Origin of the sequence: Brevibacterium sp. SIMBA_078 (assembly GCF_046534565.1) — a bacterium.
Taxonomy (GTDB): Bacteria; Actinomycetota; Actinomycetes; order Actinomycetales; family Brevibacteriaceae; genus Brevibacterium.
The window spans coordinates 1,648,053-1,671,997 of record NZ_JAWRYQ010000001.1 but is presented as its reverse complement, the minus strand read 5'-3'; the positions used below and the strand labels follow the sequence as shown (position 1 = coordinate 1,671,997).

Annotated in this window: 20 protein-coding genes; 9 read left to right on the top strand and 11 right to left on the bottom strand. The window is 64.9% G+C overall.

Annotation, left to right across the window (positions count from 1 at the left end; genetic code table 11):
- Positions 1-57: 57 nt before the first annotated feature.
- A complete protein-coding gene (locus tag SB749_RS07360; RefSeq protein WP_410709759.1) occupies positions 58-966 on the top strand; it encodes a sulfite exporter TauE/SafE family protein in 909 nt (302 codons plus the stop codon).
- Positions 967-1,336: 370 nt separating this feature from the next.
- Here the strand turns inward: SB749_RS07360 and SB749_RS07355 are convergent, their stop codons facing one another.
- Entirely contained in the window at positions 1,337-2,608 is a 1,272-nt protein-coding gene (locus SB749_RS07355; protein ID WP_139469992.1) for an MFS transporter, read from the bottom strand.
- Between the two features lie 256 nt (positions 2,609-2,864).
- Here SB749_RS07355 and SB749_RS07350 point away from each other — a divergent pair, with 256 nt between their 5' ends.
- Positions 2,865-5,396 (top strand): excinuclease ABC subunit UvrA, encoded by a 2,532-nt coding sequence (locus SB749_RS07350; protein ID WP_410709758.1) that lies wholly within the window; start codon positions 2,865-2,867, stop codon positions 5,394-5,396.
- A 99-nt stretch (positions 5,397-5,495) separates the two neighbouring features.
- On the opposite strand, the gene SB749_RS07345 is transcribed toward SB749_RS07350, so the two are convergent.
- The 4 genes from SB749_RS07345 to SB749_RS07330 form a co-directional block, all read right to left on the bottom strand.
- Entirely contained in the window at positions 5,496-6,314 is an 819-nt protein-coding gene (locus tag SB749_RS07345; RefSeq protein ID WP_410709757.1) for an ABC transporter ATP-binding protein, read from the bottom strand.
- A complete protein-coding gene (locus tag SB749_RS07340) occupies positions 6,307-7,158 on the bottom strand; it encodes an ABC transporter permease (protein WP_342589967.1) in 852 nt (283 codons plus the stop codon). Before SB749_RS07340 ends, SB749_RS07345 begins: the two co-directional genes overlap by 8 nt.
- Positions 7,159-7,235: 77 nt before the next feature.
- Positions 7,236-8,549, bottom strand: coding sequence for an FAD-dependent oxidoreductase (locus SB749_RS07335; RefSeq protein WP_410709756.1), 1,314 nt, complete (start codon positions 8,547-8,549; stop codon positions 7,236-7,238).
- A gap of 98 nt (positions 8,550-8,647) precedes the next feature.
- The gene (locus SB749_RS07330; protein WP_410709755.1) at positions 8,648-9,544 is read right to left on the bottom strand and encodes a pyridoxamine 5'-phosphate oxidase family protein; all 897 of its coding nucleotides are present in this window, start codon (positions 9,542-9,544) and stop codon (positions 8,648-8,650) included.
- A gap of 300 nt (positions 9,545-9,844) precedes the next feature.
- Between SB749_RS07330 and SB749_RS07325 the strand changes: the two genes are divergently transcribed.
- The 4 genes from SB749_RS07325 to SB749_RS07310 all read left to right on the top strand — a co-directional run bounded on the left by SB749_RS07325 (position 9,845) and on the right by SB749_RS07310 (position 13,436).
- Entirely contained in the window at positions 9,845-10,174 is a 330-nt protein-coding gene (locus SB749_RS07325; RefSeq protein ID WP_410709754.1) for a rhodanese-like domain-containing protein, read from the top strand.
- A gap of 233 nt (positions 10,175-10,407) precedes the next feature.
- On the top strand, positions 10,408-10,704 hold the full coding sequence (locus tag SB749_RS07320) for a hypothetical protein (protein ID WP_410709753.1): 297 nt from the start codon (positions 10,408-10,410) through the stop codon (positions 10,702-10,704).
- A gap of 118 nt (positions 10,705-10,822) precedes the next feature.
- Positions 10,823-12,463 carry a phosphoglucomutase (alpha-D-glucose-1,6-bisphosphate-dependent) gene (gene pgm / locus SB749_RS07315; protein ID WP_410709752.1) on the top strand — a complete coding sequence of 547 codons (1,641 nt, stop codon included), beginning with the start codon at positions 10,823-10,825 and terminating at the stop codon, positions 12,461-12,463.
- A gap of 502 nt (positions 12,464-12,965) precedes the next feature.
- On the top strand, positions 12,966-13,436 hold the full coding sequence (locus SB749_RS07310; RefSeq protein WP_410709751.1) for a hypothetical protein: 471 nt from the start codon (positions 12,966-12,968) through the stop codon (positions 13,434-13,436).
- Between the two features lie 129 nt (positions 13,437-13,565).
- On the opposite strand, the gene SB749_RS07305 is transcribed toward SB749_RS07310, so the two are convergent.
- Positions 13,566-14,606 carry an LCP family protein gene (locus SB749_RS07305; RefSeq protein WP_410709750.1) on the bottom strand — a complete coding sequence of 347 codons (1,041 nt, stop codon included), beginning with the start codon at positions 14,604-14,606 and terminating at the stop codon, positions 13,566-13,568.
- Positions 14,607-14,929: 323 nt separating this feature from the next.
- On the opposite strand from SB749_RS07305, the gene SB749_RS07300 reads away from it, so the two are divergent.
- The 3 genes from SB749_RS07300 (at position 14,930) to SB749_RS07290 (ending at position 17,351) form a co-directional block, all read left to right on the top strand.
- Positions 14,930-16,171, top strand: coding sequence for an MFS transporter (locus SB749_RS07300; RefSeq protein ID WP_410709749.1), 1,242 nt, complete (start codon positions 14,930-14,932; stop codon positions 16,169-16,171).
- A 395-nt stretch (positions 16,172-16,566) separates the two neighbouring features.
- A complete protein-coding gene (locus SB749_RS07295) occupies positions 16,567-16,779 on the top strand; it encodes a helix-turn-helix transcriptional regulator (RefSeq protein ID WP_262776929.1) in 213 nt (70 codons plus the stop codon).
- Positions 16,776-17,351: a hypothetical protein gene (locus tag SB749_RS07290; RefSeq protein ID WP_410709748.1), complete on the top strand. Its 576-nt coding sequence runs from the start codon at positions 16,776-16,778 to the stop codon at positions 17,349-17,351. The genes SB749_RS07295 and SB749_RS07290 overlap by 4 nt, the downstream gene beginning before the upstream one ends.
- Before the next feature lie 149 nt (positions 17,352-17,500).
- On the opposite strand, the gene dld is transcribed toward SB749_RS07290, so the two are convergent.
- The 5 genes from dld to SB749_RS07265 all read right to left on the bottom strand — a co-directional run bounded on the left by dld (position 17,501) and on the right by SB749_RS07265 (position 23,911).
- Positions 17,501-19,207, bottom strand: coding sequence for a D-lactate dehydrogenase (gene dld / locus SB749_RS07285; protein WP_410709747.1), 1,707 nt, complete (start codon positions 19,205-19,207; stop codon positions 17,501-17,503).
- A gap of 137 nt (positions 19,208-19,344) precedes the next feature.
- Positions 19,345-20,703 carry an MFS transporter gene (locus SB749_RS07280; RefSeq protein WP_410709746.1) on the bottom strand — a complete coding sequence of 453 codons (1,359 nt, stop codon included), beginning with the start codon at positions 20,701-20,703 and terminating at the stop codon, positions 19,345-19,347.
- 8 nt (positions 20,704-20,711) lie between these two features.
- Positions 20,712-21,383, bottom strand: a complete 672-nt coding sequence (locus tag SB749_RS07275; protein ID WP_410709745.1) for a GntR family transcriptional regulator — start codon at positions 21,381-21,383, stop codon at positions 20,712-20,714.
- Positions 21,384-21,497: 114 nt separating this feature from the next.
- The gene (locus SB749_RS07270) at positions 21,498-22,520 is read right to left on the bottom strand and encodes a CNNM domain-containing protein (RefSeq protein WP_410709744.1); all 1,023 of its coding nucleotides are present in this window, start codon (positions 22,518-22,520) and stop codon (positions 21,498-21,500) included.
- Complete coding sequence (locus SB749_RS07265) at positions 22,517-23,911, bottom strand: hemolysin family protein (protein ID WP_410709743.1); 1,395 nt, start codon at positions 23,909-23,911, stop codon at positions 22,517-22,519. Before SB749_RS07265 ends, SB749_RS07270 begins: the two co-directional genes overlap by 4 nt.
- Positions 23,912-23,945: the final 34 nt, after the last annotated feature.

Below are 23,945 nucleotides of genomic sequence, written 5' to 3'. Positions count from 1 at the left end.
ATCTTCGACGTCTTCTGCGTCATCACCACCTTCGCGTCATCCACGAAAGGCAAGCACATGCGTCAGCTCATCGTCCTCGGGATCGTCGGCCTCATCGCTCAGCTCATCGATGGATCGTTGGGGATGGCCTATGGCGTCACCTCAACCACGCTGCTGCTCGCGGCGGGTACGGCACCGGCGGCCGCCTCGGCGGCGGTGCACTTCTCTGAACTGGGCACAAGCCTGGTGTCAGGGATCTCCCATCACCGGTTCGGCAATGTCGACTGGCGGACGGTGGGCATCCTCGCCGGTCCCGGCTTCATCGGCGCGGTCCTCGGGTCGACGTTCCTCGCCAGCCTCGATGGGGAGGCCGCGACCCCGTGGATCTCGGGAATCCTGCTCGCGCTCGGGGTCTACGTGATCTGGCGGTTCCTCGCATTGGGCGGGAAGCGTCCGGAGTTCAAGTCGCGGCCCAGCGCGGGGATGCTCGTGCCGGTCGGGTTCGTCGGTGGAGCGCTCGATGCCATCGGCGGTGGCGGCTGGGGTCCGGTCGGGACGACGACGCTGCTCTCATCAGGACGTTTGGAGCCCCGGAAGGTCATCGGGTCGATCGATACGAGTGAGTTCGTCGTCGCCGTCGGCGGTTCGCTCGGGTTCCTCGTCGCACTCGGCTCGCAGGGCATCGAGTGGCAGATCGTGGCGGCGCTGCTCATCGGCGGCGTCATCGCCGCACCGTTCGCTGCGTGGCTGGTGAAGCTGCTGCCGGCGAAGGTGCTTGCAGTCGCCGCGGGCGGAATCATCATTCTCACGAACATCCGCACCATCCTGCTCACCTTCGGGCTGGGCGCGTCGACCGTGTGGCTGACGCTCGCCGGCTTGGCTCTCGTCTGGTTCGCACTGCTGGCTCACGTCGTGCGCATCGAGCGGGTTGCTGCAAAGGCGCGGAAGGTCGAGGAAGCCGGCGCCGAGGTGCCCGTCGGCGGGTGAGCGCTGCGAATTGACCGGCCCTGCTCATCAGCAACCGCGGGTTCGAAGTGTGGGCGCACGGCCTTTACGGTGAACGCCCACACTTCGAACCCGCGGTTGCGACGTCAGCACGACGAATGGGACGGTTCACCGGTTGGGGTGGGCCGCCTCGGCGAGGGATTTCCTTTCCTCCCTCCTACTGTCGTTCAAGGCCAAGCTCGCTTATCGCGCGGTACACGCACCCAAATGCGCGGGCTGGCTTGAACGGGGCGAGGAAGACCCGTCGCGTGCTCGGATTCCTGAGAAAGGAACGGGCGAGCCGGCGGGAACACGCGAACAGACCCGACTCCGCACAATGGCGGGGTCGGGTCTGTTCGCTTTTGCCGTTTGGTTAGCGCTGGCTGTAGAGCTTCCGGGCCATGATCACGCCGATGAGGGAGAGCAGCGACAGACCCGCGTAGTAGAAGCCGGGCACGGTCAGCAGACCGGTCGCGCCGAGCAGTGCGGTGAGGATGAGCGGGGCGAAGCCGCCGAAGATCGCGACACCGAAGCTGTAGGCGATGGTCATGCCGGAGCTGCGCACCTTGACGGGGAACAGTTCGGACAGCAGCGCCGGCATCGGGCCGAAATAGAAGACCATGAACAGGCCGACGATCGCCTCGCACAGGGTGAGGACGCCGATCGAGGGGTTCGCGGTCAGGAGGATGAACATCGGCCAGGCGACGATGATGCCGACGATGGTCGTCGGGATCATCACGGTCGTCGGGCCTACTCGGTCGGCCAGGCGGCCGGCGAACGGGGCGCCGATGAGGGTGATGACACCGGCGACGACGGCGCCGGGGAATGATGCCCAGGCGTCGAGGCCGAGGTTGGTGACGGCGAACTGCGGCAGGAAGGTGATGAGGTAGACCGAGATCGTGGCCATCGCGATGATGAGGAACGCGGAGAACAGGCGACCGAAGTTCTCACTGAGGAGGACGCGCAGCGGGTTATCGGTCTTCTCGGCAGCCTTGAACTCAGGGGTGTCATCCATCTTCGAGCGGATGTACCAGCCGACGGGTCCGATGAGCAGGCCGAGGGCGAAGGCCACGCGCCAGCCCCAGGAGTGCAGGGCCTCTTCGCTCAGTGCCGAGCTGAGGATCCACGAGATTCCGGCGGCCAGGAACATCGAGATGCCCTGGGTCGCGGTCTGGAAGGAGGCATAGTAGGCCTTGCCGCGCTTGGCGTTCTCGGTGAGGAAGGCTGTGGCCGACCCGAATTCGCCGCCGGCGGAGATGCCCTGGATGATGCGGGCGATGATGAGGCCGATCGCGCCCCAGATGCCGATGGTCGCTTCGCCGGGCAGGATGACGATGATGAACACACCGAGGGTCATCAGACCGATCGTCAGCGACAGCGCCGATTTGCGGCCGTGCTTGTCCGAGTAGCGGCCGATGATGATCGCGCCCAGCGGACGGACGACGAAGGTGATGGCAAAGGTCGCCCAGGTCATCAGCTGCGCGGACAGGCCTTCGCCCGGGTAGAAGACCGCGGTGATCGAGGTGGCCATGAACCCGAACAGGATGATGTCATACCATTCGAGGGCGTTGCCCAGTCCGGCCGCAACTACGGCCTTGCGGGCCCGCGACTTGTCTTCGCGGGACTCGACGGGTGTCTCAGTCATCGTGTGCCTCTTCTTGTAGGTGCCCGGATGCCGTGGTTGGCGAAGCCGGTGGTGGATCGTGGGCTTGCAGGATGCAGGCACCGTTGCTCATCATCCGGGGCTGGTGTTGCTGGTTGTCGTTCTGTTCGGCGAATCCGATCTGACGAGCGTGCCCCTATGGTCGTCAGCGTGACGATTGTAGTCCCGTCATATCCGGCCGCAAAGACGGTCTCAGCAGGTGACGAGTCACGTCAGTGCCGGTTGTTACGATCACGATATGTCGACCGAAGCCCGGAACACTGCCCCTGCCACAGCGGTCGAGGTGCGCGGCGCCCGCGTGCACAACCTGCAGAACATCGACGTCGACGTGCCCCTGAATACCCTCGTCGCCATCGCCGGCGTCTCCGGTTCGGGCAAATCCTCGCTGGCCATGGGAGTCCTCTACGCCGAAGGCTCCCGCCGCTATATCGAAGCTCTGTCGACGTACACCCGTCGACGCATGGCTCAAGCCGCTCGCGCCGACGTCGACACCGTCCGCCATATACCCGCCGCCCTTGCTCTGCGGCAACGCCCCGGAGTCCCCGGGGTCCGCTCGACGTTCGGCACCTCGACCGAGCTGCTCAACGTCGTTCGCCTGATGTTCTCTCGGCTGGCCTCCCACCTCTGCCCGAACGGGCACCGGCAGGAGCCGACCCTCAACGTCGCGGCCGAAGAACCGTTCGACTGCCCCGAATGCGGTGAGACCGTCCATGCTCCCGGCGCCGAGGAGCTCGCCTTCAATTCCGGTGGAGCATGCCCCCGCTGCGAAGGCATCGGCACCATCAGAGAAGTCGATGACGCCTCCCTCATCCGCGACCCCGACATGTCGATCGACGACGGCACAGTCATCCCCTGGCAGATGTTCGGCTTCAACGTCCAGCCACAGATCGCCCGCGAATTCGGCGTCCGCACCGACGTGCCCTGGCGCGACCTCGAGGACTGGGAGCGCGAGATCGTCTTCGCCGGTCCCGAGGAGAAGAAGCACATCACGGTCACCTCGAAGAAGGGGCTCCACGACCTCGACTTCACCTTCCGAAACGCTCGCCTGACGGTGACCGAAGAACTCAAACGCGCGGACAACGAAAAGCGCTTCGCCAGGGTCAGCCGGTTCCTCTCCGAGCAGGTCTGCCCCGACTGCGAGGGCACCCGCCTCTCCCCCGCCGCCCGTGCGCCGCGCATCGGCGATCTCGGGCTTGCCGATGCGACTGCGATGACGCTTGACGAACTCGTCGACTGGGCCGCGGACGTTCCCGAAACTCTCCCCACGCCCATGCAGCCGATGGCCCGGTCGCTGGTGGACGCACTTCTCGTCATGGCTCGCCGGCTGCTCGACCTGGGTCTCGGATACCTCGGACTCGACCGGGCCGGTTCCTCTCTATCGACTGGTGAGCGCCAACGAGTCCAACTCTCCCGTGCCGTGCGCAACGAGACCACCGGCGTCCTCTACGTCCTCGACGAACCCTCGATCGGCCTCCACCCCTCGAACATCAAAGGTCTGCAGGGTGTGATCGCCGACCTCCTCGAGGAGGGAAACTCCGTGGTCATGGTCGACCACGATCCACTCGTCCTCCGCGAAGCCGACCGCCTCATCGAAATCGGCCCCGGCTCCGGCAAGGACGGCGGCTCGGTCGTGGCCGAAGGCAGCGTCGCCGAACTCGACGCACACCCGGACTCCCGCATCGGCCCCTACCTCACCGGCCGCGCCGACGCCCTCGTACGCACTCCCGCACCCGAAGCCGAGATCGACGACCACGGTCGGATCCGGCTGCTCACCTCACCGATCCACACCGTTCATACGCTGGAGGCCGAGATCCCACGCAAGCGGCTCACCGTCGTAACCGGCGTGTCCGGATCGGGCAAGAGCACGCTTGTCCTCGACAGTCTCGTCCCCGCGCTCAAAGCCGAGGCTGCCGCGGACGAACGTGCGATGCCGTCTCACGTGCGTGAACTCGATGCCGGCGGGATCGAGCGGGTCAATGTCGTCGACGCCACCCCGATCGGCATCAACGTCCGCTCCACCGTGGCGACCTATTCCGGGGTGCTCGATGACCTTCGCCGCGCCTATGCTCGACTCGATTCCGCGAAGGATGCCGGGCTGACTGCCGGGGACTTCTCCTACAACACGGGTTCGCTGCGCTGCCCGAAATGCGAAGGCACAGGCGAGATCACGCTCGACGTGCAGTTCCTCCCCGACATCGACATTCCCTGCCCCGAATGCGAAGGGCGACGCTACAGCCCTGACGCGGACGAATACTGCCGCCCCTCAGATGCCGATGGTCAGCCGCAGTCGCTGCCGGAGCTGTTGGCACTCACCGTCACCGAGGCGCTCCCCCACCTCACCGCGATGCGCAAGGTCCACGCCCGGCTGAGAGCGCTGGCCGATGTGGGGCTCGGATACCTCACCCTCCACGAGGCGACCCCGGCGCTCTCCGGCGGAGAGGCACAGCGGCTCAAGCTCGCCACCGAGCTCGGGAAGTCACAGCAGCACACGCTCTTCGTCTTCGACGAACCGACGGTGGGCCTGCACCCCGAGGATGTGCGTGTGCTCGTGCGCGTCTTCCAGCAGCTGCTCGACCAAGGTGGGACGGTGCTCGTCATCGAGCATGACCTCGACATGATCGCCAACGCCGATTGGATCATCGACCTCGGCCCCGGTGGAGGTCAGGATGGCGGGCAGATCGTCGCGACGGGAACCCCGCAGCAGATCGCGGTTGCCTCCGACAGCGTGACCGGCAAGTACCTCAAGGGGCACCTCGACGAGGTGCGCTGACCGAAGTGGGATGAAAGAAATGCGGTAGTGGAAACGGCCCCGTCCTCTGCTGAGGACGGGGCCGAATTCGCAAGGGGGCGAAGGCAGGGCAAAAAGGGCTCAGCCCGGCTCTTCCTCGGTTTCCTTCGCCTTCTCGGCCTTGGTGAAGGCCTGGTATTTGCGGATGACTTCAAGCGCCGGACCGTCGGCGAGCAGCTCGCCCTTCTCGATCCACAGCGCACGATTGCACGTGTCCTTGATCGTGCGCATCGAGTGCGAGACGAGAAAGACGGTACCGGCGTTCTCACGAATGGCGCGGATACGGCCCTCGGAACGATCACGGAACTTCTTGTCACCGACGTTGAGTGCCTCATCGACGATGAGGATCTCGTGCTGCACCGAGGTCGCAATCGCGAACTTCAGACGCTGGGACATACCCGAGGAGTACGTGCGCATCGGCAGGTCGATGAAATCCTCGAGACCGGTGAACTCGACGATATCGTCGAACTTCTCGTCGACCTCGTCACGGGTGAGCCCCAGAGCCAGGGATCCGAGAATGATGTTGCGAGCACCGGAGAGATCCGGAATCAGTGCGGCACCGACACCGAGGAGGTTCGGCCGTGACGTCGCATAGATCGCGCCCTCGGAGGTCGGGGTCAGCCCGGTGATCGACCGCATGAGCGTGGACTTGCCGGAGCCGTTGCTGCCGATGATGCCGATCGATTCGTTCTTGTGGGCGACGAAGCTGATGCCTTTGAGTGCGTGAACCTCTCGCAGCTCACGCTTCCGCCCCATCACGTTCTTACTGCCCAGTTTGAGCTTCTTGCCCGTGGCCAGGGTCTTGTAGCGGACGTGGACGTTGTCGCAGACGACGACGGGCGGGTTGTTCCGGGTCACCTCGGGGAGGCTGCCGGTGTCGAACGAATTCTCGTCACTCATCACGACCAAACCTTTCCTCGGCCTGCCAGAAGAACACGAAGCCGATGATGAAGATGCCGAATGCCCAGATAGCCAGGTGCCAGAAGTAGTCGTAGGGAACGACCCCGTCCTTCATGAGGATGCCGCGGGCGATGGACAGCACATTGTTGATCGGCTGCCAATCGGCGAAGGGCTGCAGGGATGGGTCGATCTTGTCGACCATGACCTTGAGGTCGAAGAAGACACCCGAGGTGTAGAAGATCATTCGGGAGATGAATGGGGTGACCTGCGAGAGGTCTCGGAAGTGAACCGTCGCGCGGGCGAAGATGAACGCCACACCCTGGTTGAAGACCCAGAACAGGAAGACCAGCGGGATGAAGAGGAACCAGTCCCAATCAGGACGCGCGCCGAAGATGATGACGATGAGCGCCATGAAGAGGAGGGTGGGGATGAAGTCGAGCAGGTTCTGGAACACCTTGGCGATGGGCAGAACAATGCGCGGGAACGGCAGCGATTGCACTAGCGAGGCATTCGAGATGATCGACTTCGCGCCGCCATTCATCGAGGTGTTGAAGAACTCGAGGATGAAGACGCCGATGACGACGAATGGCGCGAAGTCCGGCGGCCGAGCAGTCGCTCCCTGCATGATGACGCCGAAGACCGTGCCGTAGATCAGAGCCGAGAACGACGGGCGCAGGAGCACCCAGGCCATGCCGAGGCGGTTGCGCTCGTTCTCGGACTGCATCCGGTACTTCGCAAGCGTGTACGTGAAGTCGCTTCGGTTGAGAAGCTGTTTGACGTACTGGGGCAGAGACGGCCGTCCACCCACTCTCTCGAGTCCGTGCTCGGCAGCAAGCCTGGCCATATCCATGAACAGAAAATTCTCTCGTCGGCGACTGGGGATAGAACAGAAAGAGTCTACGGGATGAGACTAGCGCAGACTCACAGTCGGCTGTGAGCCTTGAAGTCGAAGTCGGGGTCCTCCAAGTGGGCCCTCGTCGGAATATTATTACCGCCGAGTACCCGTCGAGCTGCCGCCTGCATCGGCGGCCAGTTGAACGTCTCGACACCGACGAGCCTCGACTCCAGGTCAGGCCCATCGAAGTGGAAGACCTGGAACTTCGACCCGCTGGGGTCGTGTCGGATGAGCGTGTCGTCAGCGTCAGGGCTCGTCAGACCCGCCGTGAACACCTTCTCCGGGCCTTGGAAGCTCCAGTGCCAGGGGACGTCCGACCAGACTTTCGGACCCCCTTCCGGCCCACTGCCTGAAGCGGATTCGGAGTCGTTCTCGCCTTTGTTCGACGGCTCTCCCGGCCCCTCGCCGAGGAGCTCGGCGAGGAACTTTCCGTGACTTTCGGCCACCGGTTCACAGGCCCATGGATGGTCGAGCGCATAGGGTCCGGCGGTGACGATGGCACAGTCGCCGGCGGCGAAGACACCCGGATGGGATGTTGCCAAACTCTCATCCACATCCCACGCATGAGCGGGGCGGTGGCCGTCGATCGGGATCAGCCGAGGGCGGGCTCCGACGCTGGTGATGAATAGATCGTGAACATCGGCCTGGATGTCGTCCGGGCTCGCGGTGTGGGTGACGAATTCGACTCCGGCGGCCTTGTGCTTGTCGAATAGAGCCTGCCGCACCGGAGCGGAGAGCTGCTTGCGCAGGGGTTCGCCCCCGCGCAGGTAGACCGTGGCGTGGTGTCCGGCCGCCACCGCCGAGGTGGCCACTTCCATTCCGAGATAACCGGAGCCCAGCACCCCGACGTTGAGGGCCTCTGTCGCGTCGTTCACACGTTCAAGGATCCATTCGGCGTCGCCGAGGTCATAGACCGGCAGGGCGTCCGGGTAGGCGGGGACTTCGGGGCGGTTCGCCTCCATCCCGGTGGCGAGGATGCAGTGGGTGAAGTCGATGGACTCCCCCGACGCCAGATGGATGGTGCCCGCGGGGGCGTGGTGGTCCGCCAGCGGATGGGGGTGTCGCTGGGTCTCGGCGGTGTAGCGGGAGTCCGCGGCCGCCTCGGCGAGGGTGATCTCTTCTGCCCGGTCACGGACGAAGGTGATGTGCTCGGTCGATTCGAGGTGGTACGGCAGGTGGTGGCGGGAGCCGTCGAAGAGATGCTTCGACAGCGGCGGCCGCTCACACGTTTCGCCGGCCTGGGGGTCGATGACTGTGACGGCCTGACCGCGCGCGCTCAGCTCCCGCGCCGCGGTCGTGCCGGCCAATCCCGCACCGATGATGACGATCCGCTTGCTCATGCCTCCATGCTATGCCTCGCAGAGGCGGCTCGCGGTGAGGTGGGGCGCCCGACACGGGCAGCAGAGCAGTCGTGCCGAGCCCCCTGACCTCTCACGGCTCAGAGTTCCGTGGTCTGTGTGCCGCCGGACGGGCGGTCTCCGGTGAGCTTGGACTTGACCATGCGGAACAGGCCCGATGCCTTGCCACCGGGCAATCCCCAGTGCTGTGCGGAGTGGGTGACGACCTTGATGAGTCCCAGGTTCGGGTCGCGGCGGTCATCGAACCACGCCTTGGCGGAATCCGACCACAGTTCATCGACCTTGGCCTTGTCGTCGACGAACTTCACGCGTCCGGCCACCGACAACCAGTTGCCCGCCTCCGCGAGGCTGATATTGACCTCGGGGTTCGTCTGCAGCGCCTTCGCTTGGTCGCCGTCGAGGGCGAGGAAGAACCAGACGTCGGCCTCCTCGGTGACCTGCTGGGGTGCCATAGGGTGAGCGAGGATCTTGCCGTCGGCGAGCGCGGTCGCGAGCATGACAGAATCACCGCCGCGCAGGATCTTGACGACGTCGGCCCGGTCGAGCTCGTCTGTCGCCGCCTCTCCTGCGGGCTTCTGCCCATGGCCCGCGGCGGATACCTGGCCGGCTTCGGTGTCGTCAGTGGCGGAGGCTGCTACTTGCGTGCTCGCGGCGCCGACCGAGGCACCCATACCCGGGGCAAGGGAAGCGTCAGTGGCTCCGGAGTTCTCGGTTCCTGAGCTCGGAGTCGCTTCGGCGGCCTTCGATTCGTCGATCGCCGTATGCGAACCATCGGGATTGCGGTGCAGCGTCACGCCTTCCTCCACTGCCGTGTTCTGGGCACGCTCCTCAACGTTGTTTTCGGTGTATCCGACTTCGGCGTGAGATTCCATGGACGACGTGCCGCCCAGCGGCTCCGTCGCTTCGTCCAGTGCTGATGCAATGTCACGGGCCTTCTCCTCGGCCGGCGACTCGTCGCTCTTGTCTCTGTTGTTCATGACCATTTCCCTTCGCAGACGGTTCCTGCCGATGAAGTCGCTGACGCGGGCCGTGGCTCGTTCGGGCGGGTCGCGGTCGACTGGCGCATCAACGACTACTCGGCCATTCTCACACGGCTCTCCGGTCGGCAACAGCCCCCTTGGAACTGGACTGAGATGACTGAAATCCGGAGCCGTTCGAAGTGCGCACAGGCTGCGCGCACAGCCACGCAGAGGGTCGCGAACCCGATGACGGACATGCGCAGATTCGGAATCTTCGGGCAGGTGCGAACACCCGGCTTGCCTGCCTACACTGAAGACATGGATGAAGAAACGACCGTCACCGTCAACGACATCCCCGAGGGGGCCGCCATCATCGACGTCCGCGAGGATGACGAATGGGAGGCCGGCCATATCGAAGGCGCGATCCACGTACCGCTGGGCGAGCTGCCGGGCCGTCTCGACGATCTTCCTCTCGATGACGATATGTACGTCATCTGCCGCACCGGCGGACGCTCGAACCGAGCCGTGGCCTGGCTCAACCAGAATGGCTTCGACGCCTTCAATGTCGACGGCGGCATGGGCTCATGGAACATCGACAATGGTAAGCCGATCGTCTCCGAGACCGGCGAAGAGCCCTGGGTGAAGTGAGCAGAAAGGCACCTGCAGTCGGCCAGCCAGCAGTCAGCGGATTGATCCCACCGTCTGCGAGAGTCGCTCCCGTCGTCGCGAAGTCGACCGGAGGAGCCGCAAGACCGAGTCCCCTTGCCCCGTTTCCACGATGGGTCTACCGTCGAGACCACGGATCACTTCCATACCTCTTATGATCCCCGTTCCTCCGCCGAACGCGGTGAGCGTGTTCAACTCCGAAAGGAGCCGAAGTCATGAGTGACGAGAAGAAGAACCTCCCGGAGAACTCAGCAGAAGACCAGACCGAAGACGAGCAGAACATCGAGAGCACTGCCGTCGGAGTCGGCGCTGAGACAGACGCCGAAGGCAGTTCCCAAACTCCCGAAGAGAGGCTCGAGCGCATCGCTGCCGAACACGATGTTCCGATCGATCGGGATCCCGAAGAAGCCCAGGCCAAAGCCGAAAGGTCCTCCTCCCCAGACAAAGACCGAGATATCAGCGGTGGAGACACGAAGGAAGAGGAAGACGACTCCGTGGAGCCGCCTGACTGAGACGGCCACCGTTGAGCGAGGCCGCTAGTTCTCCCGCCGAGGAGCCGTCGAAGTCCACGATGCAAGAACTCCGTGGACACAACTGTGCGCAACCGCTGTCATTTGGTTAGGTAGAAGAATGACAACACGCGCCGGCCAGTTGGCCCAGGACAAGGATCTCGTTGACATCCCTGCCCTTCTCGACTCCTATCACGATTTGGTTCCCGACCCCTCGGTGCCTTCGCAAGCAGTGAGCTTCGGGACGTCCGGCCATCGCGGTTCGAGCTTCAACCGCTCCTTCAACGAGGCGCACATCGCGGCCATCACCGCGGCGATCGTCGACTTCCGCCGAGACAAAGGCATTCGCGGGCCGATCTTCCTCGGCCGTGACACTCACGCACTGAGTGAGCCCGCATTCCTCACCGTCCTCGAGGTGCTCGCCGCTGCCGAGGTTCCGGCGCTCATCGACGAACGCGACGGCTTCACCCCGACCCCTGCCGTCTCCCACGCGATCCTCGGCTTCAATGCCGGGAAGTCGCGCGAGGATGCGCAGGCCGACGGCATCATCGTCACTCCCAGCCACAATCCGCCTGCCGACGGCGGCATCAAGTACAACCCGCCGCACGGCGGACCTGCCGGCACCGAGACGACGACCTGGATCGCCGAGCGCGCCAACCGGTACCTGGCCGAGGGGTGGGAGAAGATCCCGCGCACCCCATTCCAGCGGGCATTCCATCTGGAGAACACCGAGAACTTCGACTACGTCTCGAACTACGTCGACGACCTCGAGTCTGTCATCGACCTCGATGTCATTCGCAGCTCCGGGCTGAAGATCGGCGCCGATCCGCTCGGCGGAGCCAGCGTCGACTACTGGGCGGCCATCGCAGAGGACTACGACCTCAACCTCGACGTCGTCCATCCGGACGTCGACCCCACCTGGTCGTTCATGACCCTGGACTGGGACGAGAACATCCGCATGGACTGCTCCTCCCCCTATGCGATGGCCGGCCTCATCGCCTCACGCAACGACTTCGACATCGCCACCGGCAACGACGCCGATGCCGATCGTCACGGCATCGTCACTCCCGATGCAGGGCTGATGAATCCCAACCACTATCTGGCAGCGGCCATCGACTACCTGCTCGACTCCCGCACCGACTGGCCGAAGGACGCGGGGATCGGCAAGACTCTGGTCACCTCGTCGATCGTCGACCGCATCGTCGCCGCTCATGATCGCACCCTTTTCGAGGTGCCCGTCGGCTTCAAATGGTTCGTTCCCGGCCTGCTCGATTCGACTTTAGCTTTCGGTGGTGAGGAATCTGCTGGCGCATCGTTCCTGCGGAGAGACGGCAAGGTGTGGTCGACGGACAAGGACGGCATCATCCTCGCCCTCCTTGCCGCCGAGATGACTGCCACGACCGGGCAGACTCCCTCGCAGCGCTACGCTGGGCTGGCCGCGAATCACGGCACCAGCTCCTATGCCCGCCAGGATGCTCCGGCGACGCGCGCACAGAAGGCACGGCTGGGGTCCCTGGATGCCTCTCAGGTGAGCGCGAAGACCGTCGGCGGTGAACCCGTCAAGGAGGTGCTCACCTCGGCGTTGGGCAACAATGCCCCCATCGGGGGACTCAAGGTCACCACGGACAATGCGTGGTTCGCCGTGCGGCCGTCGGGCACGGAAGACGTCTACAAGATCTACGCCGAGTCGCTGCGCGATGAGGACCACCTGCGCCAGGTCCAGCACGATGCACGGACGCTCGTCGACGGCGTGCTGGACTAAGCACCAGCGACTGTACGAATAACTCACTTCCGCGGCTTCGAAGTGTGGATGCAGCGAACTTCATCGCTGCGCTCACACTTTGCAGCCGCGGATACTTTTGTTCACTTTTGTAAGGGCGAGTGCGGATCACGATCATGTATCGCTGCCTGCGCAGGATTGTCGCAATTGCAGAGGCTCCCAACCGAGCCGACGATACGGCCGCAATTGCGCGTACCCCGCGGGCGACTTAGACCACTGCGTCCGCATGAAGCCATGACCACGACGTTCACCCGTAAGACATGTTGCCACCAAACAGTGGTCAGCTTATGTGTAACAGCGACCGTCGCACTACTGCAATATTCCTGTTTTCCCGCTGTGACAGACCTTGAGTCGGCTGTCAGGCTCCGTTGTCGCGCCCTCTAGATTCGATCGCAAGACTGTTCACCGTCAATCGACATACCGCCCTGCGAAACTCACACGTCCACCAGCAGAAGCGGCAGATGAACAGAAAAGGATCGACACAATGAAGTACTCCGTTCGCAACCGTGCGGCAGCCCTGGGAATCGCGACCGTCGCAGGACTCGCCGGACTCGGACTCGCCTCCGGCCCGGCCGTGGCCGCCGACGCTTCCGCGGCCGACTCATCCAGCCAGTCTGCAGACTCCGGTGCCGACACGCAGTCCGTGTACTACCCGACCGAACCGGTCAAATACGCCGACGAGCTCGTCCGAGCCTGGGGTCAAGGCGATACGGACCGGGTTGAGGCATTCGCTTCGACCAAGGTCGCCGAAGAGCTGCAGGCACACAGCGACGACGAAGTCACCCACTGGGACCGCGTCGGCGGAGAAGGTGCCGCCGGCACGACTTACGTCGACTACGAGAACTCCGTCACCGGCGAGAAGATGTCGCTCGGCATGCCCACCGAAGCCGTGGTCGACCCCGACGACGAGTGGGGCACTCCCAACGCCGTGCACAAGGTTCAGTTCGAGGACTGAAGCTCCAGCCATCTGAACGCCGATCCATCGAGCCCCGCTCCAGAACGATCCTGGAGCGGGGCTCGGCGTGTGACTCAGCGACGCTGGGCCTGGGCGTCTGCGGCTAAGGTGGGCCGCCTCGGCGAGGTTCTACAGATGCGCCTCCGGGGCGTTCTGCACGTAGTCGGCCACGGTGTCGTTCTTGAACGCGTCACGGACCTTCTTCAGCTCATCCTCGTCGACGTTGACGATCGACTGACCGTCCGGGGAGGTGCCGACGCCGGCGACGGGCGCGGTGAAGAACTCGATATCACCGGGGCGGACGTCGCGCATGTTGAACGCGGTCGCGGAGATGTACTTCGCGTCCATGCCCGAATCGACGTACATGTACGGCGCGAAGTTCTTGACCATGTCTTGGATCTTCTTCGGATTCGACAGCGTATCGGCCGAGATCATCTCGTTCGTCAGACCGCGGATGAACGCCTGCTGATTGCGCGCACGCTGGAAGTCGCCGTCCTGGAACTGCTTGCGCTCGCGCACGAAGGTCAGCGCCTCGTCACCGTTGAGGACGTTCTCGCCCTTGGTGAACGAATAGCCGTTCTTCTCGAACGCCTGCTCGGAGTTCACGGTCACCCCGCCGAGGCTGTCGGTCAGTGCCTTGAATCCCTCGAAGTCGATGATCGCCACGTGATCGAGTTCGGTGCCGATGAAGTCCGAGACCGTCGACACGGCCAGCGGCAGACCGCCGTAGGACAGTGCCGCGTTGATCTTCGACTTTCCGTGGCCCTCGATATCGACGTAGGTGTCGCGCGGGATCGACATGATCTGGACGTTGCCGCCGTTCTCGGGCAGATGCATGACCATGATCGTGTCCGAACGCAGTCCGCGCGAATCGTTGACGTCGACGTCTTTCATCGACTCATCCGAGCCCAGCAGCAGGATGTTCGTGCCGTCGCCGTCCTTGCCGCCGCCGGACTTGCCGAAGACCTGCTCATCGCTGAGCTGGTTCGCATTCTTGTCGAACGACCGGCCGACGCTCCAGACGTAGAGCCCGATGCCGAGCACGCCGAGGATGACGATGATCAGCAGTGCGACGAGGACTTTGCGCCAGACGCGCTTCTTCTTGCGCGGGCGCTGCTGTTCCTCGTTCTGGTGGTCGAAGAGATCGTCGAAGGTGGTGTTGTCCGTCATCGGCACTCCGGGGTTTGAGCGGTCGGCGCCGGGCGCCGGGGTCATTGGGCAATCCCGCTCATTGTATAGCGACCGAGGTGACCCATTTCTCAGCCACGCGACTCACCCCGTACCGCACCGCGGAGGCGAACGCGAGGGCAGGACCGCCTCGGCGAGGTGTTCTGCCTTGTCAGACGCAGTGATCCCCGGTTTCGACCGGGTGGGCCGGGACTGATACCGGTTCGTTACCCACCAATGACCTCTGGCGCCGAGGTGAGGGGACTCACCAGTAATAACGCAGGATCGACCTGGCTGTCGTTCGGGGCGCTCGGTAGACTTTCCTGGTGTTCAATAACTATCGGGAAATTCTGTCGCTTCCCGGTGCTCTCAAGTTCTCCTTGGCCGGTCTCGTCGCCCGGATGCCCATCGCAGTGCTGGGGCTGGGAATCGTCCTCTTCATCCAGGGCGTGACCGGGTCGTACGGCATGGCGGGCATCGTCTCCGCCGTCTACATGATCGTCCAGGCACTTGCCGGCCCCGGGATCGCTCGCCTCGTCGACCGCCTCGGCCAGGCGAAGGTCATGGTGCCCATCGTCATCACCCACCTCATCGCGTTGGCGCTGCTCATCGTCTCCGTGTACGAGGAATGGTGGACGGGATTCGTCTTCGTCTTCGCCGGCATCGGCGGCGCCACCGTCGGCTCCGTCGGTTCGCTGGTGCGTTCGCGCTGGTCGCACATCGTCGACACCCCGAAGAAACTGCAGACCGCGTTCTCCTGGGAATCGGTCGCCGATGAGCTGATGTTCGTCTCCGGGCCGGTGCTGGCCACGGTGCTCGCGACTGCCGTGTGGCCGCCGGCGGGAATCATCCTGTCGATGATCACCGTCGGCGTCGGCTCGCTGCTGCTCTACATCCAGAAGTCGACCGAACCCCCGCCGGTGGAACGGACCACCGAGGCGAAGGGGCACGTGTTCTCGAACCCGGGCATCTTCGCGATCATCATCGTCAACATCTTCCTCGGCGTGAACTTCGGTGCCATCGACGTCATCGCCGTCGCCTTCGCCGACGAACTCGGCGTGAAGTCCACGGCCGGAGTGCTCCTGTCGTGCCTGGCGCTGGGATCGCTCATCTCCGGCGCGCTGTACGGAGCCCGCAACTGGCAGGCCGCCATCCATCACCGCTTCGGCGTGGCCGTGTCCGCTCTGGCCGTGGGCGCGTGCCTGATGTTGCTGGCCAACTCGATGATCACTTACGGCATCATCCTCATCGTCGTCGGATCCGCGATCGCACCGAGCCTCATCGGAGCGAACTCCGTCATCGAGCAGCTCGCTCCCCCGCGCAGGCTCACCGAAGCGTTCGCCTGGTTGGGCACCTCGCTGGGCTTCGGCGTCGCGTTCGGATCGGCCGTCGCCGGCAACATCATCGACGCCTTCGATGCGAAGACCGCGATGCTGTTGCCCGCCGGCTGCGCTGTGCTGGGAGCGATCATCGCGCTGTCGCTGCTGAAGCTGCTCAACCCCAAGCGGTCGAGTCACGAAGCGCGGCTGGAGAAAGACCGTCGGCGCGAGCGCGTTGTGGAGGCGTAGGGAGCGCTGAGGCGAGCGCTTGCCCGATGGCTGTCCCGCGCGCCGGTGTCACGCGCATTGGGCGGTAGTGCCGCCTGCCGGCGACCGCCTCGGCTGGCATCCGTCACCGTTAGTGTCACGCCCTCGCGTGAGTCTCTCTTCGCGCCGGCCAGTGCGCATCCATCACTCTTAGCGCGAAAACACCCCGTTGCGGCGGGGTGTTTTCGTGTTTGCGGGACGTTGTGCGCGGACGAGACGACGGCACGACCGCTCAGCCCAGCCCCGGCGGCCCAAACGCGACCGAGCGGGACCACGGATCGGCAGGGCCGCCTCGGCGATGTCAAAGATCATTGACATAGCGATGTCAAACATGCTTTACTTATTGATGTAAAGAGAAGTTGACATCAAGGAACGGTATGGAAGTTCAGACCTCGGACCTCAAGCAGGTCCGCAAGGCTGCGGGGCTGACGCAGGCACAGTTGGCCCAGCTCACCGGGGTGTCGCGGCAGACGATCATCGCGACCGAGCGCGGCGACTACGCCCCCAGCGTCTATCTGGCGCTGCGCATCGCCCGAGCCTTGGACACGACAGTCGAAGAGATCTTCTCACTTCAGGAGGAATCGTCATGAACAACATCAGCGACAACAAGAACCGCCCCAACGCCTTTGCCGACAGAATCGCCGGCTTCGACGACCCCTCGATGGGAGACGAACGCGAACGCGACGTCATTCTGCGGGCATATACCTTGGGGGCCGTCGTCTCCACCTACGTGTTCTTCGCGCTTGCACTCATCTTCGCCGTGATCGGCGCGGGAATGTGGAGCGTGCTCATCGTTCTCGGCTCCATGGTCACCAGCGTCGTCATCTCTGCGTACTGCCAGCGAGAGAACGTGGACTTCTCAATGGCCATGGCCCGCGTCTCACCGAGGCGGCTGATCATCGGCAACATCGTGGGCGCCCTGTTCGCGGTGGCATGGGTCGGCGCAGTCGTCTTCCATCTGAGCACGGGGGTTCCGCTCATCGATGTCGGCATGGGAGCGAGCACAACCTTCGGCGCCCCCACCAGCGCGTACACCATTGCGATCAGCGCAGCGTTCGGTTTCATCGTCGCACTGACCATCATGACGATCTCCCGGTTGCGCAAGATCAAGCAGGCCCGCGCCGAGGCGGCCGCCGCCGATGAGATCGAAGACGAGGACTGATTCGGCTCGGTGTTTGAGGTTCGGTGGATGAGCGTCCATTACCCTAAGCGCAAAAACACCCCGCTGCGGCGGGGTGTTTTGCTGTTTGCACGAGGTGATGTCCGAGGTTCCTCGTCGACTGAACTGTCGGCGACAGCGCAGCGGAACTCTCAGGCCCAGTCCTTCTTCGCCGACGTCTCGCCGACTCCGGCGTTGAAGACGTTGTGCGGGTCGAGGTCCTTGAAGTGCGCCTCCATCTTCGGCGGCACGGGGTAGAGCCTGCCGTAGTTGTGCTCGGCAGGCACGGCCGCACCCCGGGCCTCGAGCAGCTCGGTCATCTGCTTCTTCAGCGCCACCGGGTCGACGCCTTTCTTCGCCACGTGGTCCTGGTGGAGGACGTGGCAGAAGAAGTGCCCGTAGTAGGAGCTGATGTGCAGCTGGTCGGCGATCTCGTCGGGCAGGACCTCGAGCCAGTCCTCATCGTCGCGGCGCAGCGCCACGTCGAAGGTGATCATGTCCGAGGAGTCCTCACGGTTGAGGTTGAAGTACCGGGTCGCGGCACTCGCGGCACCGAAGCGGTGGAGCATCGCGGACTGAGCTTCATCGGCGCTGCACACGAAATAGTCACCTTGGTGGGCCGCCTCGGCGAAGAAGTCGTCAAGGAACGCACCCATCCGGTTCTTCTCCTCGGCACTGACGACGAGGAGAAGATGATGCTCGAAGCGGTCGCGGTACTCGAGCATCCGCTTGGGCAGCTGCTGCGGGAGCAGGCCGAACGCGTTCTGCGCGATCGTGTCGGCGACGGTCTCGCCGAAGAACGGCAGCTTCGCGAACACGCCGTTGGCCCAGTTCTTCAGCGCGAACAGCTTGATCTGCTCGCGGCTGCCGGCGTGCTTGACCGAGACGAACGTGTCTTTACCGTACTTCTCGGCGAGGTCGAACGAGGGCCGGCCCATGTATTCGCCTGAGATCGGCAGCGGCATCTCCGAGGTCAGTATCGCCCGTCGCAGATCTTCGAGTTCGGCTGGGGAGTTCGTGCCGACGTAGAACGTTGTCGCTCCCTCCTCCTTGGGGAAGGTGCGGGTGCGCACGGCGAAGACCATGAGCTTTCCGGCCGAACCGGAGGCCTCGTACAGGTAGTCGGAGTTCGAATTGAATCGAGCCGGTGAGTCGACGATCCTGCGGACCTGCTTCCCGTATTCGGTTTCCTTCGTGTCCTCCGGGGCGGGGGTGACCCCGGCCGGGTCCCAGTCTCCGCGCTGGAGTTTGTCGAGGATGTGGGCGGGGTCGTCTCCGAGCTCCACGCCGAGGTGGTTGACGAGCTCGAGTCGCCCCTCCTCGTTGACGCGGGCGAAGATCGCGTGCTTCGTGAACGCCGGGCCCTTGCGGATCTGGGAGCCGCCGGAGTTGTTGGCGATGCCACCGATGACGGAGGCGCCGATCGAGGACGAGCCGATGACCGAGTGCGGTTCGCGGTGGAACGGGGCGAGTGCCTCGTCGAGTTCGTAGAGGGTGGATCCGGCCAGGCAGATCGCTTCGCGGGCGTCGTTGATGAGGTAGATCTCGTTGATCCGCAGGGTCGAGATGATGACGATCGGACGGTCGTAGTCCTGCGCACCGGGGCCGGAACCGCCGGTCAGGCCGGTGTTCGCCGACTGCGGGATGACGATGAGGTCGTTGTCGACGCAGACCTGCAGGGCCCGCCACATGTCGACGAGGCTGCCCGGGCGCAGCACGGCGAGCACGTCGCCGCCGCCGAAGCGGTTGCCCTTGGCGTACGGTGCGGTCGCTCGCGCGGAGGTGAGGACGTGGCGCGGCCCCATGATGTCGATGAACGCGTTGACGGCTGGGGACTGGTGACGTGACTTGCCGGGCATATGGTCGATCCCTATCGGTAGGCGACGGTTGTTCTCATGGTAGGTGTCTGGGTTCGCACTCCGCATCCCCTCTCAGAACTACCCGACGGCGGCCCAGATACCTGGCGCCAGGTTGCTGGGCCGCCGTCGGGTAGCAATTAGGGGTGTTTGGTGGATAAGGCGACTGCTGCGAGGCAGGCTAGGCAGATGACCGCGACCGCCGCCAAAGACACTGTGTACGACAGCACGGGCAATAAGGCGGCGAGCACGGTGGGCAGCAGGAACCCGGAGTACGCCAGCGAATAGTAGACACCGGTGATGCCGGCGAGCTCCTGCGGTGAGGCGATGGCCTGGACGATGATGAGCCCCGAGACCACACAGATTCCGTAGGCGACACCGAGCACGATCGCCACGATGAACGCGAGGATCGGGTCCGCCAGAAGTGCGGCCACCGCCCCGAGCCCCATCCCCACGGTCATCAGCGCCAGTCCGACGACGAGCGCCCGCCCGCCGGTCAGTCTGTTGATCCACGGCACGATGTTCTGCACCAGCGCACCGGCTCCGAGCGTGACGACGGTGAGCACCGTGGCATACAGCGTCGTCCACTCCCCCAGCTCCCGCTGCACGATCGCCGGCATCACGGCATAGGCGACCCCGGCGGCACCGAACACCCAGGGCGCAGCCGGCACGATCAGTCGCAGGAACGTCCGATGCGCGACAAGCGGAACACGCAGACCGTGCCACCAATGGCCTGCTGCCCGCTGGTCGCGAGGCATCGATTCCGGCGCGAAGATCACCAGGATCAGTGCGGCTAGGTTGAGCACTCCGTGCACGGCGTAGGGCACGACTTCGGGCACCGGCCCCCATTGGGCCAGGCACCCGGTGACCGCCGCGCCCATGGCAAACCCCAAGGTCAGCGTCAGTGAAGGACGCCGGGCACCGGCAGTGATTCCGGCCCGGTGATCGAACGGCGGGGCCGAAAGCTCCTTGATCCAGCTCGTGCCCACCGACATCGCCACCCCGACGCCGATCCCCGCGAACACCCGACCCAGGCAGAGCAGCCAGAACAGATCGAAACCGAGCCCGAGCCCAAGACTGCCGGCGATCGCGGCGAGCGATCCGGCGATGAGGACCGGTTTGCGTCCATGCCGATCCGACAGCGCCGAGGCGACCAACAGTCCCGGAATGAGTCCGCCCACATACATGCCCAGCAGCAGGTTCGCCTGCCAGATGGCGTAGCCTCCGTCCTCCTCATACATGTGGACGAGCGGGGTGAAATGATTGCCGCCCCATGCGAGCAGGAACATCGCCGGGGCCACCATCAGCCACGCCCGCGCCCGCCGTGGCCGTTCTGGCTCTCGATCGGAATCCACCTCGCCGAGGTGGGACCGGGCAGGGTTCGGAACCGTCGTTTCGACGTCCGCGGCGGGGGCCGCCTCGGCGCGGGTATTTCTGTCCCCGGTGGGGACTGCCTCGGCGGCGGTGACGGTCGTGGAGGTCGAGGGGTAAGCGGTCATGGTCCTCCTCAGCGGGACTGCGGGAAGTGGGAGCCTTCGATGTGGGCGCGGACGAGTCGGGCGAAGCCTTCTGCGTCGCCCGACTCGGCGCGGTCGGTGAGAGTTTCGTGCTCGGTCAGGAGCGTGTCGAGGGTGTGCGGCGCGTCGATGGCGACCTGGAAGGTCAGGCGGGCCAGGCGCGGGCCCATGGTCGTGAGCATCTCGGTGACGATGGCGTTGTCGCCGCTGCGGATGAGGCGGGCGTGGAAGGCATAGTCGGCGCTGGCGAAGCCGAGCGGATCGCCCGCGTCAAGGGCCTTCCTCTGCTCGCCGAGCAGGGTGCGCAGATCGGCGGCCAGAGCGGTGAGGTCGCCGCCGTCGGCCAGTGTCTCCACCGCGTCGATCTCGAACATCGAGCGCACGGCGAGCAGGTCGCGGCGTTCCTTGCCCGTCACCGTGGTCACGAGCGCGCCCTTCTTGGGGACGAGGCGGACGAGGCGCCAACGCTCGAGCTGGAGCATCGCCTCCCGCGCAGGAGTGCGACTGGCGTTGTGCGCGGCGGCGAGGTCGGACTCGATGAGGAGGTCGCCGGGTTCGTGCCGGCCTTCGATGATCTCCCGGGCGGTCGCCGCGGCCATCCGAACGGCGATCGGAGCGGAGTCGTCGATGCGCTGCCAGGGCAGTGTCGGCAAATCATTCACGGACCCACGATAACAGATGCATACATTGATGCATGCATCATGTCCTGGCTCAGACATACCTGACGGCGGCCCAGCAACCTCGCGCGAGGTTGCTGGGCCGCCGTCAGGTAGTAATTATCGGGAGGGCACTTGACCGGTGGTGAGCAGGTGGGTGAGCACGTCGGTGACGGTGACGACCGCATGGCTGCCGTCGGCCCTCTCCACCAAAGCCAGCTGCACGTTGTCCTCCCGCATCGCCTCGAATGCCCGCACCACGGTCATCGATCCGTCCACGACGGCGACGGGACGGGCTACCTCGGCGATGGGAGCATCCTCGGTAAGTCCGAGCACATCCCTGACATGCACCACATGACTCAGCGGGCCGTCAGCCTCGGTGCGCACGAGGATGCGACGGTGACGGTCACGGCGCGACGCCTCGTGCACCTCACCCGCAGTCGCCTCCGGACCGACGGCCGTCGGCTCCGGGCGACCGGCCACGAGCTCGTCAAGTGTGAGCCGGGTGAGGTCGAGGGCGCCGAGCAGAGCCTCCGAGGACTCCTTCTCCAAGGTTCCCGCCTGCGCCGAATGCTGCAGCAGCTGCCTCAGGTCCTCGGGCGTGTGCGCCTGATCGACCTCGTCGACGGGTTCGACCCGCACGAGGCGCAGGCACGCGTTCGCAGCGTTGTTGAGCACATGCAGCAGCGGGCGGGTGAGGAGCATGAACGCCCGCATCGGCAATGCGAGCATGATCGCCGAGCGTTCCGGATGCGCCACCGCCCACGACTTCGGCGCCATCTCACCGACGACGAGGTGGAGGAAGGTGACGATGACGAGGGCGAGGACGAAGCCGACGATGTCGGCGATCCACAGCGGCAGACCCAGTCCCTCGGCGACCGGGGTGATCCAATGGTGGACGGCCGGTTTCGTGATCGCCCCGAGCGCCAGAGTGCAGGCCGTGATGCCCAGCTGCGACCCGGCCAGCAGCACCGACAACTCGGTCGAGCTGCGCAGGGCGGCCCGGGCCGATCGGCTGTCCGCGGCCGCGTCTTCGAGACGGTGCCGTTTAGCGGCGATGAGCGCGAATTCGACGGCGACGAAGAACGCGGACAGCCCGATGATGGCGATCGTGATCGCTGTGATGACCCAGGGATTGCTCATCGTGCCACCTCGATTCCGATCCGCAGCCGCGCGGGCACATGCCTGGCCACCTCGATGACGTCGATGACGAGTCGCTCCGTCTCCGGGGTGTCGTTTCCGCCAAGGTCGGCGGGGTCGATCGGCAGTTCGATCGAGACTCGATCCCCCACCTCGGGGAATCCGCGGAGGTGTTCGATGACGAGGCCCGACAAGGTCTGCGCCGAGGTGGTCGGCAGTTCGCGTTGGAGTACGCGGGCCACCTCGTCGAGGGGGATGACCCCGGGTGCTGTCCAGGTGCCGTCGCCGGTCTCGATGAGTTCTTCGACGATGTGGTCGTGTTCGTCGGCGATGTCACCGACGAGTTCCTCACCGAGGTCCTCCAACGTCAGGATTCCGGCGAAGCCGCCGTATTCGTCGACGACGCAGGCCATCTGCTCCCGCCGTTCGAATAGCGTGGCCACCGCGTCCGGCAGCGGCAGGGATTCCGGGACGAAGACCGGGTCGCGCAAGAGGGAACGGACCCCGGTCCCGGTGACGGTGGTGCACGGTGCCGCCTCGGCGACGTTTTCGGTGGTGCCCGGTGCCGCCTCGGCGAGGACGTCGAGGAGGTCGATCGTGCCGATCACCTGATCATCAGCGTCGAGCACGGGGTAGCGGGAGTGGCCTCGGCTCATCAGTTCGCGCACCTCGTCCAGGGGCGTGTCGATGTCGATGACGTCGACGCGTGAGCGCGGCACCGTAGCGTGGGCGACGCTCTGCTGCGGGAAGTCGAGGATGCGGTCGAGGATGAGCGAATCGTCGTCGACGATCTCGCCGCCCTCCCGGGATTCGGCGACGATGTGTTTGAGGTCGCGCCGGGTGGCGGAGTGGTCGACGTCGTGGACCGGTTCGATGCCGAGGACGCGCAGCAGGGCGTTCGAGGCTTTGTCGAAGATCGTGATGAGCCAGCCGAAGACGGCCAGATAGATCGAGGTCGAGCGGGCGAGCCAGGTGGCGAGCGCCTCGGGGCGGGCGATGGCCAGGTTCTTCGGGAACAGCTCACCGAAGAGCATCTGGATGAGCGTTGAGACGAGGAGGGCGAGGACGGTGCCGATGAGCACGCCTGTGCCGGCAGGGATCGGGGTGCCGCCGAGGGCCTCGCCGACGGCCCTGCCGATGAGCGGTTCGGCGACGTAGCCGACGAGCAGTCCGGTGACGGTGATGCCCAACTGCGCTCCGGAGAGCATGAAGGAGGTGCGGCGGGTGATCGACAGGGCCCTGTCCGCGGCGCGATCACCGGAGGCCGAACGCGCGGCCAGACGGGAGCGGTCGACGGCCATGTACGCGAATTCCTGCGCCACGAAGTAGCCGGTGGCCACTGTGATGAGGAGGACGACGAGGAGGCCTATGAGAAGCGAGAGCAACCAGGTCAACGGCGACCACCTGCCCGCGCGCTCTGTGCCCGCA